Annotated in this window: 14 protein-coding genes and 1 pseudogene; 10 read left to right on the top strand and 5 right to left on the bottom strand. The window is 47.1% G+C overall.

The features are described 5' to 3' along the window. The first annotated feature begins 19 nt into the window (after window positions 1-19). The 5 genes and pseudogenes from modF to HPC37_RS02155 all read left to right on the top strand — a co-directional run bounded on the left by modF (window position 20) and on the right by HPC37_RS02155 (window position 5,310). Window positions 20-1,462: a molybdate ABC transporter ATP-binding protein ModF gene (gene modF, locus HPC37_RS02175; RefSeq protein ID WP_235961289.1), complete on the top strand. Its 1,443-nt coding sequence runs from the start codon at window positions 20-22 to the stop codon at window positions 1,460-1,462. Between the two features lie 14 nt (window positions 1,463-1,476). Further along, window positions 1,477-2,397 carry an SPFH domain-containing protein gene (locus HPC37_RS02170; protein ID WP_208121602.1) on the top strand — a complete coding sequence of 307 codons (921 nt, stop codon included), beginning with the start codon at window positions 1,477-1,479 and terminating at the stop codon, window positions 2,395-2,397. Window positions 2,398-2,405: 8 nt separating this feature from the next. Beyond that, window positions 2,406-2,852, top strand: a complete 447-nt coding sequence (locus tag HPC37_RS02165) for an NfeD family protein (protein WP_208121601.1) — start codon at window positions 2,406-2,408, stop codon at window positions 2,850-2,852. Further along, entirely contained in the window at window positions 2,849-3,442 is a 594-nt protein-coding gene (locus HPC37_RS02160; RefSeq protein ID WP_208121600.1) for an NAD(P)H-dependent oxidoreductase, read from the top strand. Before HPC37_RS02165 ends, HPC37_RS02160 begins: the two co-directional genes overlap by 4 nt. A 195-nt stretch (window positions 3,443-3,637) precedes the next feature. Next, a pseudogene (locus HPC37_RS02155) lies at window positions 3,638-5,310 on the top strand (solute:sodium symporter family transporter). A gap of 41 nt (window positions 5,311-5,351) precedes the next feature. Here HPC37_RS02155 and HPC37_RS02150 read toward each other — a convergent pair. The 5 genes from HPC37_RS02150 to HPC37_RS02130 form a co-directional block, all read right to left on the bottom strand. Then, entirely contained in the window at window positions 5,352-6,080 is a 729-nt protein-coding gene (locus HPC37_RS02150; protein WP_235961283.1) for an exonuclease domain-containing protein, read from the bottom strand. After that, the gene (locus HPC37_RS02145; protein ID WP_208121599.1) at window positions 6,077-6,499 is read right to left on the bottom strand and encodes a putative nucleotidyltransferase substrate binding domain-containing protein; all 423 of its coding nucleotides are present in this window, start codon (window positions 6,497-6,499) and stop codon (window positions 6,077-6,079) included. The genes HPC37_RS02150 and HPC37_RS02145 overlap by 4 nt, the downstream gene beginning before the upstream one ends. After that, complete coding sequence (locus HPC37_RS02140) at window positions 6,496-7,188, bottom strand: DUF294 nucleotidyltransferase-like domain-containing protein (RefSeq protein WP_208121598.1); 693 nt, start codon at window positions 7,186-7,188, stop codon at window positions 6,496-6,498. The genes HPC37_RS02145 and HPC37_RS02140 overlap by 4 nt, the downstream gene beginning before the upstream one ends. Then, window positions 7,164-7,943, bottom strand: a complete 780-nt coding sequence (locus tag HPC37_RS02135) for a CBS domain-containing protein (RefSeq protein WP_208121597.1) — start codon at window positions 7,941-7,943, stop codon at window positions 7,164-7,166. The genes HPC37_RS02140 and HPC37_RS02135 overlap by 25 nt, the downstream gene beginning before the upstream one ends. 69 nt (window positions 7,944-8,012) lie before the next feature. After that, complete coding sequence (locus tag HPC37_RS02130) at window positions 8,013-9,911, bottom strand: bifunctional 5-dehydro-2-deoxygluconokinase/5-dehydro-2-deoxyphosphogluconate aldolase (RefSeq protein WP_208121596.1); 1,899 nt, start codon at window positions 9,909-9,911, stop codon at window positions 8,013-8,015. A gap of 276 nt (window positions 9,912-10,187) precedes the next feature. On the opposite strand from HPC37_RS02130, the gene iolD reads away from it, so the two are divergent. From iolD to fumC, 5 genes are all read left to right on the top strand, one after another. After that, a complete protein-coding gene (iolD, locus tag HPC37_RS02125; protein ID WP_208121595.1) occupies window positions 10,188-12,131 on the top strand; it encodes a 3D-(3,5/4)-trihydroxycyclohexane-1,2-dione acylhydrolase (decyclizing) in 1,944 nt (647 codons plus the stop codon). Between the two features lie 20 nt (window positions 12,132-12,151). Next, complete coding sequence (gene iolE, locus HPC37_RS02120) at window positions 12,152-13,048, top strand: myo-inosose-2 dehydratase (protein WP_208121594.1); 897 nt, start codon at window positions 12,152-12,154, stop codon at window positions 13,046-13,048. Between the two features lies 1 nt (window position 13,049). Then, window positions 13,050-14,063, top strand: coding sequence for an inositol 2-dehydrogenase (gene iolG / locus HPC37_RS02115; protein WP_208121593.1), 1,014 nt, complete (start codon window positions 13,050-13,052; stop codon window positions 14,061-14,063). A gap of 189 nt (window positions 14,064-14,252) precedes the next feature. After that, window positions 14,253-14,798, top strand: a complete 546-nt coding sequence (locus HPC37_RS02110) for a carboxymuconolactone decarboxylase family protein (protein ID WP_208121592.1) — start codon at window positions 14,253-14,255, stop codon at window positions 14,796-14,798. Between the two features lie 161 nt (window positions 14,799-14,959). Then, window positions 14,960-16,354, top strand: coding sequence for a class II fumarate hydratase (gene fumC / locus HPC37_RS02105; RefSeq protein ID WP_208121591.1), 1,395 nt, complete (start codon window positions 14,960-14,962; stop codon window positions 16,352-16,354). Window positions 16,355-16,364 lie beyond the last annotated feature (10 nt).

The following is a 16,364-nucleotide window of genomic DNA, read 5'->3' as shown; positions in this document are numbered from 1 at the left end:
CTTTTTTTATGGGAGGATTATGTTACGCCTTTGCAACGCTGAGATTAAAATCGCGCCCTCGCGCGCGCTGCACATTGACCAATTTAGCCTAAGCACACCGCACTTTGGTGTGATTGTGGGCCACAATGGCTCGGGCAAAAGCACCTTGGCGCAGTTTATCAGCCAGCATCAGCCTTGCGCGCGCGGCGAGTATGAAAACCGCTTTCAACGCCCTGCACTGCTGTCATTGCGCACGCACCAAAAGCTGATTGAGCGCATTGCCCACGAGCTCAACGACGACACCCGCTCACCTGACGATTTTGGCCCAAGCGCGCAAGAGATTATCCTCAATGGCCGCGCCCATCACGCCGCACTGCACACGGTGGCGCAACAGCTCAATATCTCCACACTTTTAGCGCGTCCATTCAAGCTACTTTCCACCGGCGAAGCGCGCAAAGTGCTGCTGGCACAATGTCTGCTCGATGAACCTGATTTAGTGATCCTCGACGAGCCCTTCGAGGGGCTCGACCAACAAGCGCAACGTGATTGGCAAGCGTTGATGGCGCAACTGAGCCAATCACGCTGCGTGGTGCTGATTCTCAACCGTTTGCACGACATCCCAGCCGAAGCGCACAGTATCACGCTGCTCAGCCACTGCCACCAAGTGCTGCAAGCGCCGTTTTCACAGATTCAGCAAAATCCGATTTTCCAGCAACTGTGTTATGCCGAAACGGCAACCCATCAAGCCATCCCTGCCCCGCTAAACCCGCCAGCGCCCCTGGGTTGCGAAGTGCTGTTTGATCTCAAAGATGTGCGCGTGCAATTTGGCGATAAGGTGATTTTAAATCAGCTCTCATGGCAGGTGAAAAAGGGCGAGCACTGGTGGATTAAAGGCGGCAATGGCTGCGGCAAATCCACTCTGCTTTCACTGATTACAGGTGATCATCCACAGGCGTTCAACAACCATGTGCATATTTTTGGCCGCCAGCGCGGCAGTGGTGAAACGGTGTGGGAAATCAAACAACACATCGGCTACGTATCTAACCAATTGCATCTTGATTACCGCGTCAACTGCTGCGCGTTGGATGTGATTATCTCGGGCTTTTTTGACTCCATTGGCGTTTACCAACATGTTGATGACGCCACGCGCTTGCGCGCTCAGCAGTGGCTAGCGCGGCTCAACCTCAGCGCGCTGGCCAACAAGCCGTTTAAAAGCCTCTCATTTGGCCAGCAGCGATTGCTGCTCATCGCCCGCGCAATGGTCAAGCACCCACCCGTGCTGATTTTAGACGAGCCGCTGATGGGCCTCGATGCGCTCAACCGCCATTTGGTGCTGACCTTTATCGAGCAGTTGATCGACAACAGCCAAACGCAGCTGATTTTTGTCTCTCACCACGATGAAGACGAGCCAAGTTGCATCAACCGCACTTTGCATTTTATTGCAAACGGCGCGGGTTATGATTATCATCAAGAGGTGATTTAACTGTGGAGTTTGCTATGGAATTTCTCGATACCCTGCCGGTGGCGGTGATCTTTTTTATCATGCTGGTGGTCGTCACCCTGTTCTCCAGCCTCAAAACGGTGCCACAAGGCTACCACTGGACGATTGAACGCTTTGGGCGCTACACCCGCACGCTCACGCCTGGTTTGAATTTTATTGTGCCGTTTATCGACCGCGTGGGGCGCAAAATTAATATGATGGAGCAGGTGATCGACATTCCCTCTCAAGAGGTGATCTCCAAAGACAACGCCAATGTGTCGATCGACGCGGTCTGCTTTGTGCAGGTGATTGACGCGCGCAACGCCGCCTATGAGGTAAATAATCTTGAGCAGGCGATTGTCAATCTCACCTTGACCAATATCCGCACCGTGCTCGGCTCAATGGAGCTTGATGAAATGCTCTCCCAGCGTGATTCCATCAACTCGCGCTTGCTGATGATTGTCGATGAAGCCACCAACCCGTGGGGCGTGAAGGTTACGCGGATTGAAATCCGCGACGTGCGCCCACCGCGCGAGCTGATTGATTCGATGAATGCGCAAATGAAAGCCGAGCGTAACAAACGCGCCGAGGTGCTTGAGGCCGAAGGGATTCGCCAAGCGGCAATATTGCGCGCCGAAGGGGACAAACAATCACGCATTTTGCAAGCCGAAGGGGAACGTCAAGAGGCTTTCTTAAAAGCCGAAGCGCGTGAGCGGGAAGCACAAGCCGAGGCGCGTGCCACCAAAATGGTGTCTGACGCCATCGCCCAAGGCAACACTAATGCCATCAACTACTTTGTGGCGCAACGCTACACCGAAGCGCTGCAAAAAATTGGCCAAGCCGACAACAGCAAAGTGGTGCTGATGCCGCTTGAGGCGGGCAATTTAATTGGCTCCATCGCCGGCATCGCCGAATTGTTGAAAACACAAAAAGATTAGGGGGCATTATGGCGTGGCTTAGCGATTGGGGCATGTGGCAGTGGCTGATTTTGGGCTTTATTTTGCTCATCGGCGAGCTGCTGCTGCCTGGCATCTTCTTGCTGTGGTTTGGCCTGGCAGGGCTGGTGATGGCGCTGTTGACCGTACTTTTACCGTTGTCTGTCACGCTAAGCTGGGTGCTGTTTGCCTGCATCGCGATCGCCTGCAGCATGGTGTGGTGGCGCGTGCAGCATCAAAAAGACCAAGCCGACGACAGCCACAACGAGCTCAACCAGCGTGGCGTGGCGATGATCGGGCAAACCGGTCGCGTGCTGGCCTTTGCCGACAGCGGCATTGGCCGCGGGCAATTTGGCGACACCACCTGGCGCATTCAAGGCCAACAATTACGCATCGGCGACAACGTGAAAGTCATCGCCGTGCAAGGCATCACCCTTTGTGTTGAGAAAGTGGCATGAAACAACATTTAATCATCATCGCTCACCCCAATCCTGACAGTTTCAACCACGCGATCCTCGCGCAAGTGGTGGAGGCGAGCAAAAAGTGCGGTTGGGCACCCGTGGTGCGGGACCTGCACGCCATGCTGTTCAACCCCGTGCTTTCTTGGGAAGAGCTTTCGGCAAGCTACCAAGGCAAAATCGACGACGCCATCGCCTACGAGCACGCGCTCATCCGCCAAGCGGATTTGATCACCTTAATCTACCCACTGTGGTGGATGGGCTTCCCCGCCATTTTGAAAGGCTACCTCGACCGCACTTTAACCTTCGGCTTTGCCTATCAAACCGTCAACGGCGAATCCCAAGGGCTGTTGCGCGGCAAACGGCTGCACCAATTCATCACCATCGGCAGCAACTGGCAAGAATACAAAGGCTTTGGCTTTGACAAATCCATCCGCGACATGCTCGCCGACGGCCTTTTCAACTTCTGCGGCATCAGCGACATCACCCACCACGTCTTCGACGACATCCACCTCGTCAGCCGCACCACCTTGAGTGACTACCTCACCACCGCCCACCACCTCACCGAAACGCGCCTGAATCAGATCTAAAAACCGCACTTTAAAGTGCGGTTTTGGGCAGTGCATCACTGTGACTAAAAATTTGATCTCGCTAGCAAAATAACACATTGCATATTTACAACATTATTTTTGAAACGTATATTTCATATTAGAACAAAGATGAAACAATTTTGATCTTATTGATTGAAATGTAAATCGTGTTGTTTTAATCAAAAAGGAGCTGGTATGTTGGCATTTATTTCGTTTATAGGCTTCACGGCCTTTGTGGCAATTTTAGCATGGTGGTACACGCACAAAGATGATCTGACTCATTCCGAGGGTTATTATCTGGCTGGGCGCTCACTGACTGCAATCTTTATTGCAGGCTCAATGATGCTCACAAACCTTTCAACTGAACATCTTGTGGGGCTAAACGGCCTCTCTTACCGCTCTGGATTTATCGTGATGGCCTGGGAGGTGATGGCGGCGATTACGATTGCACTTTTTGCCTTTTACTTTTGCCTAAATATCTGAAATTGGGGATTGCCACGATTCCTGAATTTCTCGAAAAGCGTTTCGATAAAGGTACGCTGTTAATCACCTCGCTCTTGTTCTTAGGCTGTTATGTCATTTCATTGCTGCCGATTGTGCTTTACACAGGGGCTTTGGCGCTGGAAAGCTTGTTTCAAGTCTCTGAAGTGTTCGGCGTTGATAAAACCACATCACTTTGGTTTATTGTTTGGGGCGTGGGCATCCTTGGCTCAATTTACGCCATTTTCGGCGGTTTAAAAGCCGTTGCAGTATCCGATACCATCAACGGTGTTGGCTTATTGGTTGGCGGGATCTTGGTCACTTACCTTGGCTTGAGTTATGTGGGTGATGGCAATGCATGGCAAGGGCTTAAAGAGGTTTATCACGCCAATCCTGAACATTTCAACTCCATTGGTGACGCTGACTCCGTTGTGCCTTTCTCCACCCTCTTTACTGGCCTGATTGTCTCGAATATGTTCTTTTGGTGTACAAACCAGTCCATTATTCAACGCGCTCTGGGCGCTAAAAGTCTAAAAGAAGGGCAAAAAGGGGTGCTGTTGTGTGCCTTCTTGAAATTATTAGGGCCGCTTTTGATCATCCTGCCAGGGATTGTTGCTTATCATATTTTCCAAGGGAAATTGGATATCCCTGACCAAGCGTACCCAAATCTGGTTCACCTTGTCTTGCCTGATGCGTTGGTTGGCTTCTTCGCGGCTGTTGTTGTGGGGGCGGTGTTATCCACCTTTAACAGTGCGCTGAACTCCTCCGTCACCTTGTTTTCTCGCAATGTGTATAAAGCACAAATTAATCCAAATGCCAGTGACACCAAATTGGTCAACGTGGGCAAAATTGTCGGGATAGTCTTGGCCATCACTGCAATGATTGTTGCCCCGCTTGTAGCCAATGCGCCAGATGGATTGTTTTATCTTATCCAACAACTTCAAGGTGTGTTTAATGCCCCAATTTTAAGTGTCGTGATTATTGGCTTGCTGACCAAACGCGTGCCACCAATTGCCGCTAAATTTGGTTTAATTTTTGGTATGGCCGCTTATATCTTGTGTAATTTCATTTTGAAATTAGATATTCACTTCTTCCATCTTGTCGGCATTTTATTTGTGATTAACATTGCTGTGATGCTGTTAATCGGTCACTTCAAACCGATGGAAACACCTTATGAGGAAGTTTATACCAAACAAGTGGATATTGAGCCTTGGGCCTATGTTAAACCTGTCTCATTGATCATCACTTTGTTGTCATTGACCATGTATATCTTCATGGCAAATAACGTGATGACAGCCGTCTGGATTGGCTACTACTGTTTCGCGGCAGCCACGGTATTGTACTTCCTGTATACCTTTGCAAAACAAAGATTGAATGCATTCCATTAACGCTCATCGCAAATAGCAAGCTGCTTTGCAGCTTGCTATTTTTAAAGTGCGGTTGAAGAACGTTTGTAAACCTCGCCTAATGTTTTCTTATCCTCGCCAAATAAATAATTCACCTGTGCCAAAAAAAGCTCTGCTGTGGCAATGGAGTCGATTAAAGCATTGTGAGTAATATAATCTGGCAAATCATATGTTTTACGGACGGAAGACAACTGAAAATCTTCATTCATACTGCCACGATATTTATTGATAAATGAACGCTCAAGTTTTAATGTATCTAGCCAGATAATAGGCAATGAAGATATATTATAGCGTGCAGCCAAATAGTGAAGAATAAAACGTTTTTCAATCATAGCGCCATGAGCAATAATAACCCTGCCGCACATCAGTTTAAAAAGCTGATGCATCACGTCATCAAGAATGCGGGCACCGTCTAGCATTTGAGGCACGATGTGATTAATGATTGCCGTATCTTCTTTCACTTGTGTTTCAGCCACATAGTAGTGGAAGGCGTGAGAGAGTTTAATTTGAAAATGATCAATGGGTACAGCCGCCACACTGAGGATATTATCGATCATCGAATTTAATCCCGTTGTTTCAAAATCGATCACAAGATAATGCAACTGCTCAAGTGGGCTATCAATAGTCGCAATTTTTGTACTCAACAACGGGTAAAGGCTATCTGGCAATGTTTTGGATTGACACAATTTCAGGCGTTGCTTCTCCAATTTAGCCAGAGGATGACTAAAATGCAGGATGTTATCCAAAATCATCGCATTAATCCCTTTTGTGAAAAGCGCATTTCAGCGGCTTGCTGGAGTTGATTGATCAACCGGAAAACATCTTTTAAATTATTCCGCTCAAAGGCGTTGAGCGATTTGGGGTCAATATGATTAGATAAAGTGCGGTTTTGCTTAATATCGTTGAGTTGATATTTCAACCGCAATGAACAAACAAATTGATAGGCCGCACTGATGTCATCATAGGTGTTTTTGTCAATCACACCCTGCTCAACACTGTATTTAAACCGCTCTTTTGTGTTTAAGGTTCGCTCACAGTTACCAACTAGTGCATAAATTCTGGCTAAATCAACCAGCAAACTGATCGCGCGCTTTTTAAGATTCAGTTTATTTTTATTTTCGCCCTCTTTGATCAACACAAAGTTTTTGAAAATACTGATGGGCGCTTTCACGCGAATGGAGTTTGCAACCAAATAGGAAATAAATCGATGATTATTTTTATCCGCTCAATCACTTGATTATCCAGTTTGTGCAGCAGTGATTCATCACCAAAAATAACTCTACGGTCAAGAAACACAGAGGCATTGAGCAGCTTTTCAAGTTCAGGATGCATTATCCAATCAGCAAAATAAGCCTCCCAAACTGGCAAAGATTGGCACCATTTCGGATTAGACGCCATGAAATCGCCACTGCATTTTTCATAACCGCACTTATCTAAGCTGTCATTAACAAATTGCGTCAGTTGAGAAAAATAGTCTCGCTCTTGATCATTAAGCTCGTGCGACAAGATAATAAAATTATCTTGATCAGATACAACGTGCATTTCCTCCCGAGCTTGGGAGCCGGCAACGCACCATGCATAATGGCACGGCGGTGTGCCTAACTGATTTTCGCCCATCATGATAAGCTTTTGCATAAAAGAATCTGCAATCAAGCTCATCACTTGCATAATTTGATCATAAGATACTTCATTTTCAATCAATGTGATAAAAATTTCATCACGCATTTTTTTTAATTCTACCAGTGCTTCCAACGTTTTGGCTTGAAAAATTCGGTTAATAATAAAGATCGATTGCACAGAGTTATTGCTGACCAAATCAGTCGCACTCAACACCGCTACAATTTCATCGCCGTCAAGCACTGGGAGATTGCGTAAATTATTTTCATCATTAACACAATGGCATTTAAAACTCGCTCTGAGGCTGCAATGGTGGGCGGATTTTCCGTCATAATTGACGTGACAGGTTCATTAATATTGCGCCCATTGGCAACCACTTTTTTGGTCATATCGCGATCGTTAACAATCCCTACAAGCCTGCCCTCTTGCATAATTAATGCCGAAGATCGCCGCTGATTGGTCATCACCAAAGCCGCCTCACGAATGGAATGGTTGGGGTCAACAAAGGCGACTTTGCGATTGGCAATCTCGCCGACTTCTTTCATCAGTGTGCTTTGCTGGTGAGAGAGAATCTGCTTTGAGCTGGCATTCATCAGCCGGGTTGCAACTTGGTCGGAAAAATAGGGCGCATAATGAGGGTATTCGGCCAGCAGCGTGCTCAAATAGTGATTAGGCACCTGATACAAAAGCGTATTTTCAAGTGCTATCGCTTCATATTTTTCTTGTTCTTGCTGATTAAACAAACTAAAGCCAAACACTTCTCCGTTCTCGAGCCGCGCTCTTAGTGAATTATCTTGATAACGCTGCTCAATCGCCCCAACGCGAATAATAAAAAGTGCGGTTTGGCCTGCTTTTTCAAGTATGATTTGCTGGCCTTTAGGATAATAGCTTATTTCAATATGGTGCGCGATTTGGGTGATCATCTCCTCGGGCAGATAATTAAAGGGCGTAACCTGTGTTAAAAACAATTCAATATTGGGAATTAGCGATTCATTCATATGCCCTCCACGCGCGATTTAAAAAATAAACCGCACTTTCATGCGGCTTATTATTGTCTGTGCTGTGCACTAACGGTATTTTTTCCACAGCTGGACTAACCGTTGATAACGCTCAGCCACCGCATCAATTAATTGCGTATCATCAATCTCACCTGCCAGCCACTGTTTTGATGGCTCACCAAAAATGGTCCGGCCAACAGCAAAACCTTTCACCAGCTTGCAGTCTTTCGCCTCACTAAAAGTGCGGTCAAACACACTTTCAGGGGCATCTAAGCCTAGAATGAGTATACCACGACAATAGTCGTCTTGGGTGGTGATAATCTTACTTAATTTGGCCCAAGCTTGAGCACTCAAGCCTGGCAATTTCCACCAATCAGGTTTGATGCCTAAGTCATACAAGTGCGAGATAATGTCGCGATAATAGTGCTCTTCATGCGGCATATCCGCCGGTAAAATGACCTCTAACAGCAATTCGTGACCACTGCGGCAACAGGCTTGATAAACCTCCAGGAGTTTTTTGTCTTGTTGCTGTTTGAGGGCTGTTTCATCGCTTGGATGATAAAACACAAGGCATTTGACAATGTGATCCGTTGGCCATTTTACGAGCTGCGTGCCAAGGTCGCCATGCTCAAGTGACAACGGGCGAGAGCTTGGTTGCTCAATTGGCCGCGCAATCCACCAACCTTTGCCAGTGGCATGGTTGAGCGTTTCTTGCGCGTAGGTGGTATCGGCTAAAATGCCCACTTCACCTTGCAGGGCTTCATTACGCTCAACGCGTTCTGCCGCTTTAAGCAATAGCACTTTGAGTTGCGGGATTTTTTCCACATCGGCGCCACAACTTCTCGCCATATCTTCAAGTTGTTTGCGATGATCAAAAGCAAAAATACACAGATTTTGCCATTGCTGTTTGCGGGTGGTGACACGGTGGAGATGATTTAAACGCTCATCTAAATCAGGCCGTGGCACACGTTCAGCGCGGGCTAAATAATCATCCAACTCCACTTTGGTTGGCATAGCTGGCGCGCAGCCGTGACGCGAGACCACAAGCGCACCGCAGGCATTGGCATAACGGCAGGCCTGCTCCCAGCCTTCATTGTTGATGTAACCGCGCAGCAAACCCGACATAAACGCATCCCCCGCGCCGAGCACATTCAACACCGCCACTCTGACGCCGTACACATTTAAGCCACCATCAATATCATCTGGAATGTCGCCTTCAAACACAGAGCAGCCTGACGCACCGCGCTTACAAACCAATGTGGCGTTGGAGCATTTTCTCACATTCTTTAAAGCGGTTAGCGTATCTGTCGAGCCACCTGCGATATGAAACTCTTCTTCAGTGCCCACCAACACATCAAAATGGTGCAGCACCTCTTGTAGCGATTGCGTCACCGCTTGGGAGTCAATATAGCGTGTTTCACCGTCTCCTAATGAGGTGAGCCCCCACAGCACGGGCCGATAATCAATATCCAGCAAGCGCTTCGTGCCATTGCGCGCGGCATACTCAAGTGCGGTCAACACTGCTTGGCGAGTGTGCGGATGGGATAAATGCGTGCCGGTGATAGCTAATGCTTTTGCGCTGGCGATAAATTCCTCATCAATATCCTCTGAGGTGATGGCCATGTCGGCACAGTTGTCACGATAAAAAATCAGCGGAAACGTTTCTGTATCCTTAATGCCCAAAATCACCAGTGCGGTTAGCCGCTCTTTGTCGGTGATCAAATGGCTGGTATCCACACCCACACTTTGAAGCTCTTCTCTTAAAAAACGCCCCATGTGTTCATCACCAACACGGGCAAGCATCGCGGATTTCAAGCCTTGAATCGCAGTTCCATAGGCCACATTCCCTGATGAGCCGCCTAAGTATTTGGCAAAACTGCCCATATCTTCTAACCTTGAGCCAATTTGTTGCCCATATAAGTCAACAGCTACACGCCCTAGGCAAATGACATCTCGTGTTTTTTTCATAATACGCTCCATAACGTGGTGTCTCATTTTCTCAAATTTTAGAATAAATATTTCAATTGTCTAGCATGACGACAAAATTTTTAGAGCCAGATCTCACTTTTTCTACTCATACCACTGCCAAGAAGGAATAACAACTTATTGTTATCCAGTAAAAATTATCAAAAAATTGATCGCTGTCTCAAAAATGAAATTAATATTCCATTTGTGGTTTCGCAGCCGATTTTTTGCAGTACAATGCAAGCAACCAAACTTATTACGCAGATGTAAGGAGAATCTATGGGTACACAACGCTTAACCGTCGCACAAGCGCTGATTAAATTCTTAGATAATCAATATGTTGAAGTAGATGGCAAAGTCATCAAATTTGTCACTGGGATTTTTGGCATTTTTGGTCATGGCAATGTGCTTGGCATTGGCCAAGCGCTTGAGCAAGACCCAGGCCAGCTTATTGTTCACCAAGGCAGAAACGAACAAGGGATGGCGCATGCCGCTATCGGTTATGCCAAACAAAAAAACCGCCAACAAATTTATGCTTGCACGTCATCGGTCGGGCCTGGTGCGGCCAATATGATTACCGCCGCCGCAACCGCCTCGGCCAACCGTATCCCCCTCCTGCTGTTGCCTGGCGATGTGTTTGCAACCCGCCAACCTGACCCAGTATTACAACAAATTGAGCAGCCATACAATTTAAGCATTAGCACCAACGACGCTTTCAAAGCGGTCAGTAAATATTGGGATCGCATCACGCGCGCTGAACAATTGATGTCGGCCTGCATTAATGCAATGCGCGTGCTCACTGACCCGGCTGAAACAGGTGCTGTGACCCTTGCGCTACCTCAAGATGTGCAAGCGGAGGCTTATGATTTCCCTGAAAGTTTTTTAGCAAAACGGATTCACCGCATTGAAAGAACCCCAGCCACACCAGCCATGCTGGACGATGCGCTGGCCTGCTTAAAAGAAAAGAAAAAACCGCTTATCATCTGTGGCGGTGGCGTGCGTTATTCCCAAGCAGCTGAGGAATTAAAACGCTTCGCTGAGGCCTTTGACATCCCTTTTGCTGAAACCCAAGCCGGTAAAAGTGCGGTCGATTGCACACATCCGTTTAATGTCGGTGGCGTTGGTGAAACGGGCTGTTTGAGCGCTAACACCTTGGCAAAAGAAGCGGATGTGATTATCGGCATCGGCACCCGCTACACGGATTTCACCACCTCATCAAAATGGTTGTTCCAACACCCTGAGGTGAACTTCATCAACATTAATATTGCGCGCTTTGATGCTTATAAATTAGATGGCATCCAAATTTGTGCTGATGCCAAAACCGCACTTTCGCAATTACACGCCAAGTTAACAGAGCTAGGCTGGAAAGCGCAATGGCATGATCGCATTCAATCAGCCAAAGAAGCGCTGCATAATGAGTTACGTCGCTTGGAAAATGTGACCTACACAGGGCGCAGCTTCACGCCTGAAATTGATGATGCCATCACAAATCGCGATCAGCTTTTCCAAGAATTTCTCTCCATCACGGGCTCAACTCTAACGCAAACCCGCGTGCTTGGTCTGTTGAATCAAGCATTTGGCAAAGACGATATTATTGTCGCGGCCGCCGGCAGCTTGCCTGGCGATCTTCAACGCACCTGGGAGAGCAAAGGCGAAAACAGTTACCATTTGGAATATGGCTATTCCTGCATGGGCTATGAGGTTAACGCCGCATTGGGTGTCAAACTCGCTGAACCTGAAAAAGAAGTTTACGCCCTTGTGGGTGATGGATCTTATTTAATGCTCCATTCAGAGTTGATCACCTCTATTCAAGAGCGCAAAAAAATCAACATTATTCTCTTCGATAACATGGCCCATGGCTGCATTAATAATTTACAAGTGGGCAATGGCATGGACAGTTTCTGTACCGAATTTCGTTACAGAAATGCCGAAAATAATCGCCTTGATGCAGGGTTAATCCCTGTTGATTTTGCCATGAATGCCGCCTCCTATGGCTGCAAAACCTATAAAGTGCGGTCAGAAGAAGAACTTTTGTTGGCATTGCAAGATGCGAAAAAACAACAGGTTTCAACGTTAATTGATATTAAAGTTTTACCGAAAACGATGGCTCATGGTTATGGTAGCTGGTGGCATGTCGGTGTGGCTGAAGTATCACAAAAAGAGCGCATTAAAGCCGCATTTGAAAAATCTCAACAGCATATTAAACAAGCTCGACAATATTAAATTCACAATAGGAGACAACAATGAAAAAAGAAAATATTAAGCTCGGTATTGCCCCAATTGGTTGGACAAATGACGATTTGCCTGAACTGGGTGCTGAAAATACATTTGAGCAATGCATTAGTGAAATGGCACTGGCCGGCTTTGAAGGCTGTGAAGTCGGCAATAAATACCCCAAAAATGTTGCTGAATTAAAGCATAAATTAGACGTTCGTGGCATCAGCGTCTGCAATGCTTGGTTTAGCACCTTTTTTGTGGACGGCAAAAAAGACGAAACCATTAAAGCCTTTATCGAACACCGCGATTTTTTGCATGCCTTAGGAGCGAAAGTTATCGGCTGCTCTGAGCAAAGCCGCAGCATTCAGGGGCAAAATAAAGCCATTTTTAAAGAGAAAACAACATTTAACGATGAAGAATGGCAACGCTTAGCCGAGGGCTACAACGAGCTGGCTAAATTGGCTGGCGAAAAAGACATGAAAGTCTGCCTCCATCACCACATGGGCACTGGTATTCAAACACCTGAAGAAATTGATCGTTACATGGCAATCGTCAACGATGATGTTTATCTCTTATTTGACTCAGGCCACTTGTATTATTCTGAAGGCTCCCAACAAGCCATGCTAGATGTGCTTGAAAAATACGTGGATCGCATTGTTCATGTGCATTTAAAAGACGTGCGCGACGAGATTGTTGAGGAGGTCAAACAAAATGATTTGAGCTTCCTTGACGGCGTGAAAAAAGGCACTTTCACCGTGCCGGGTGATGGCGTAATTGATTTTAAACCGATCTTTGACATTTTAGATAAACACAATTATCAAGGCTGGATGGTGGTTGAAGCAGAGCAAGACCCCGCGCTGGCCAATCCATTTGAATATGCTTTAAAAGGTCGCCGTTATATTAAAGACGTTGCAGGAGTGTAATATGTTAAAAGTTGGCATTATTGGCGCTGGCCGAATTGGCCGTGTGCACAGCGAAAGTATCAGCAAATATGTAAAAGACGCTGAAATCAAGGCGATTTCTGATGTAAAAATCACACCAGAGCTAAAAGAATGGGCAAGCTCGATGGGGATTGAGCACGTTTACGATGACTACCATGCTATTTTGAATGACCCAGACATTACTGCCGTGCTAATTTGCAGCTCAACCAATACTCACGCGCCAATCTCAATTGAAGCGGCAGCCGCTGGCAAACACATTTTTTGTGAAAAGCCCGTCGATGCTGAGGTCGGCAAAATCAAAGAGGTACTCAACGCGGTTGACAGTGCAGGGGTGAAATTCCAAGTGGGCTTTAACCGCCGCTTTGATCATAATTTCAAAGCGATTAAAGATCGTGTTCAAGCAGGTGATATCGGCCAGCCGCATATTATCAAAGTCACCTCCCGCGACCCAGAAGCGCCGCCAATTGAGTATGTGAAAGTATCAGGTGGCATGTTCTTTGACATGACTATTCATGATTTCGACATGGTGCGTTATCTCTCTGGCAGCGAGGTGGTTGAAGTGTTCGCCTTCGGCGATGTGCTTGTCGACCCTAAAATTGGCGAAGCTGGCGATATCGACACCGCCGTCATCACGTTAAAACTGGCCAATGGCGCCATCGGCGTGATTGATAACAGCCGAAAAGCGGTTTATGGCTACGACCAACGCGCTGAGGTTTTCGGCTCAAAAGGGGCGATTCAAATCAGTAACGACACAGCCTCAAGTGCGGTTTTCTCGGGTGAACATGGCATTGTTTCAGAAAAGCCGAAGTATTTTTTCCTTGAGCGCTATATGCAATCTTTTGCCAGCGAAATCGACAGTTTCATTGATGCCATCCTCAACGACAAACCGACGGCCGTCAACGGCAACGATGGCTTGCAACCGGTTTTAATCGCGCTGGCCGCGAAAAAATCATTGCAAGAGGGCCGCCCAGTAAAAATCGCTGAAGTCGATTGTTAATCTATCAAACCCAAATTAAAAAACCACTCATCGCAGTGGTTTTTTTATGTCTTCTTATCTTGTTTATACTTATACGACATACGCAAAGTGCGGTTATGCCAAAAAGGCATAAGCTATAACCCTTGTGTCTTTTACAATGCCCTTAGGCTTGGTTAATCTACTGAAAACACAACAAAAAGAGGAAATATGATGGCTAGATTAACCGTTCATACTGCGCAAAGTGCGCCTGAGGATACGCGTGCGCGCGTGGCATTAGTGGAGAAAAACAATGGCTTTATCCCCAATCTGATTGGGGTGTTGGCCAACTCACCGCAGGCACTGGCGTTTTATCAGGAAGTGGGCAAGCTCAACGGGCATAACAGTTTGGATAAGTTTGAATTGGAGGTGGTGCAAATCACGGCGGCGGTGAATAATGGCTGTGATTTTTGTGTCGCCGGCCACAGCAAAATCGCCACGCTGATTGGCTTGCCGGAAGGTGTGCTCCAAGCGCTGCGCAACCGCACTTTGATTGATGAAAACCCAAAATATCAAGCCCTTGCGTTATTCACCCAGCAGCTTATCGACACGCGCGGCAAAGTCAGTGACGCGCAGCTTAATGATTTCAAGGCGGCCGGCTTTAGCGATCAAAACGTGCTTGATGTGGTGATGGGTGTTGCTTTGGCCACACTTTGTAATTATGCCAACAATGTGGCGCAAACCGAGATTAACGATCAACTCAAAGCGTTTGCACCTTAATCAATCGCACGTTAAAAATCAATTTTTGTTGATAATTCAGCCAGTTAGGTTTTATGATCTATGTCACAAAAATTGATTTTTTCCTCCACGCAAGAATTTCAATTAATCCTTTCGAGTGATACACTTAACCCACTATTTTCAATCACACTAAGGATAACATCATGGATTATCGTATCGAAAAAGACACCATGGGCGAAGTCAAAGTGCCCGCTGATAAATACTGGGGTGCGCAAACTGAGCGTTCTCGCAACAATTTCAAAATTGGCCCTGCCGCCTCGATGCCGCACGAAATCATTGAAGCGTTTGGTTATTTGAAAAAAGCCGCCGCCTATGCCAACTGTGATTTGGGCGTGTTGCCGCAAGAAAAACGCGATCTCATCGGCAGTGTGTGTGATGAAATTTTAGACGGAAAACTCGACGAGCAATTCCCGCTGGTGATTTGGCAAACGGGTTCTGGCACCCAGTCAAATATGAACGTCAATGAAGTGGTCTCCCACCGTGCGCACGTCCTCAACGGCGGTAAACTCGGTGAAAAAAGCACCATTCACCCAAATGATGATGTGAATAAATCCCAATCCTCTAACGACACTTACCCAACCGCGATGCACATTGCCGCCTATAAAAAAGTGGTGGAAGTGACCATTCCGTGCGTGGAACGTTTGCAACAAACGTTGGCGAAAAAATCACAAGATTTCAAAGACGTGGTTAAAATTGGCCGTACCCACTTGATGGACGCCACCCCGCTCACTCTGGGTCAAGAATTCTCAGCTTATGCCGCGCAATTGGCCTTTGGTTTGAAAGCGTTGAAAAACACGCTACCGCACTTGGCTGAACTCGCCCTCGGCGGTACCGCAGTGGGCACAGGCTTGAACACACCAAAAGGCTATGACGTGAAAGTGGCCGAATACATCGCCAAATTCACAGGTTTGCCGTTTGTGACTGCGCAAAACAAATTTGAAGCCCTCGCCACCCATGATGCGATTGTGGAAACCCACGGCGCGTTGAAACAACTGGCAGTATCGCTGTTTAAAATCGCCAACGACATCCGCCTGCTCGCCTCTGGCCCTCGCAGCGGCATTGGGGAAATTTTAATCCCTGAAAATGAACCAGGCTCATCAATCATGCCAGGTAAAGTCAACCCAACTCAATGTGAAGCGCTGACCATGGTGTGCGCACAAGTGCTGGGCAACGACACCACCATCGCATTTGCTGGCACCCAAGGCCAGTTCCAATTGAATGTGTTTAAACCGGTGATGGCGGCCAACTTCTTGCAATCAGCGCAATTGCTGGCAGATGCCTGTGTTTCTTTTGACGAGCACTGCGCCAGCGGCATTGAGCCAAATCACCCTCGCATTAAAATGCAGCTTGAAAACTCATTGATGCTGGTGACCGCACTTAACACCAAAATTGGCTATGAAAATGCGGCCAAAATCGCCAAAACAGCGCATAAAAATGGCACCACCTTGCGCGAAGAAGCGATTAATCTTGGCTTGGTCACCCCTGAGCAATTTGACGAATGGGTGCGCCCACAAGATATGGTTGGCAGCCTGAAATAAGCAAATGTAA

This window comes from Spirabiliibacterium mucosae, from assembly GCF_014884965.1.
Lineage (GTDB): Bacteria > Pseudomonadota > Gammaproteobacteria > Enterobacterales > Pasteurellaceae > Spirabiliibacterium > Spirabiliibacterium mucosae.
This window is presented reverse-complemented; position numbering and strand designations above follow the sequence as displayed.

What these genes read in the sequence shown, in the direction of transcription:
- HPC37_RS02170 (WP_208121602.1), top strand. Translation starts at nt 1,477, where the DNA reads ATGGAATTTCTCGATACCCTGCCGGTGGCGGTGATCTTTTTTATCATG.
- iolE (WP_208121594.1), top strand. Translation starts at nt 12,152, where the DNA reads ATGAAAAAAGAAAATATTAAGCTCGGTATTGCCCCAATTGGTTGGACA.
- iolG (WP_208121593.1), top strand. Translation starts at nt 13,050, where the DNA reads ATGTTAAAAGTTGGCATTATTGGCGCTGGCCGAATTGGCCGTGTGCAC.
- HPC37_RS02150 (WP_235961283.1), bottom strand. Translation starts at nt 6,080, where the DNA reads ATGATTTTGGATAACATCCTGCATTTTAGTCATCCTCTGGCTAAATTG.
- iolD (WP_208121595.1), top strand. Translation starts at nt 10,188, where the DNA reads ATGGGTACACAACGCTTAACCGTCGCACAAGCGCTGATTAAATTCTTA.
- modF (WP_235961289.1), top strand. Translation starts at nt 20, where the DNA reads ATGTTACGCCTTTGCAACGCTGAGATTAAAATCGCGCCCTCGCGCGCG.
- HPC37_RS02160 (WP_208121600.1), top strand. Translation starts at nt 2,849, where the DNA reads ATGAAACAACATTTAATCATCATCGCTCACCCCAATCCTGACAGTTTC.
- HPC37_RS02135 (WP_208121597.1), bottom strand. Translation starts at nt 7,943, where the DNA reads ATGAATGAATCGCTAATTCCCAATATTGAATTGTTTTTAACACAGGTT.
- HPC37_RS02130 (WP_208121596.1), bottom strand. Translation starts at nt 9,911, where the DNA reads ATGAAAAAAACACGAGATGTCATTTGCCTAGGGCGTGTAGCTGTTGAC.
- HPC37_RS02110 (WP_208121592.1), top strand. Translation starts at nt 14,253, where the DNA reads ATGGCTAGATTAACCGTTCATACTGCGCAAAGTGCGCCTGAGGATACG.
- HPC37_RS02165 (WP_208121601.1), top strand. Translation starts at nt 2,406, where the DNA reads ATGGCGTGGCTTAGCGATTGGGGCATGTGGCAGTGGCTGATTTTGGGC.
- fumC (WP_208121591.1), top strand. Translation starts at nt 14,960, where the DNA reads ATGGATTATCGTATCGAAAAAGACACCATGGGCGAAGTCAAAGTGCCC.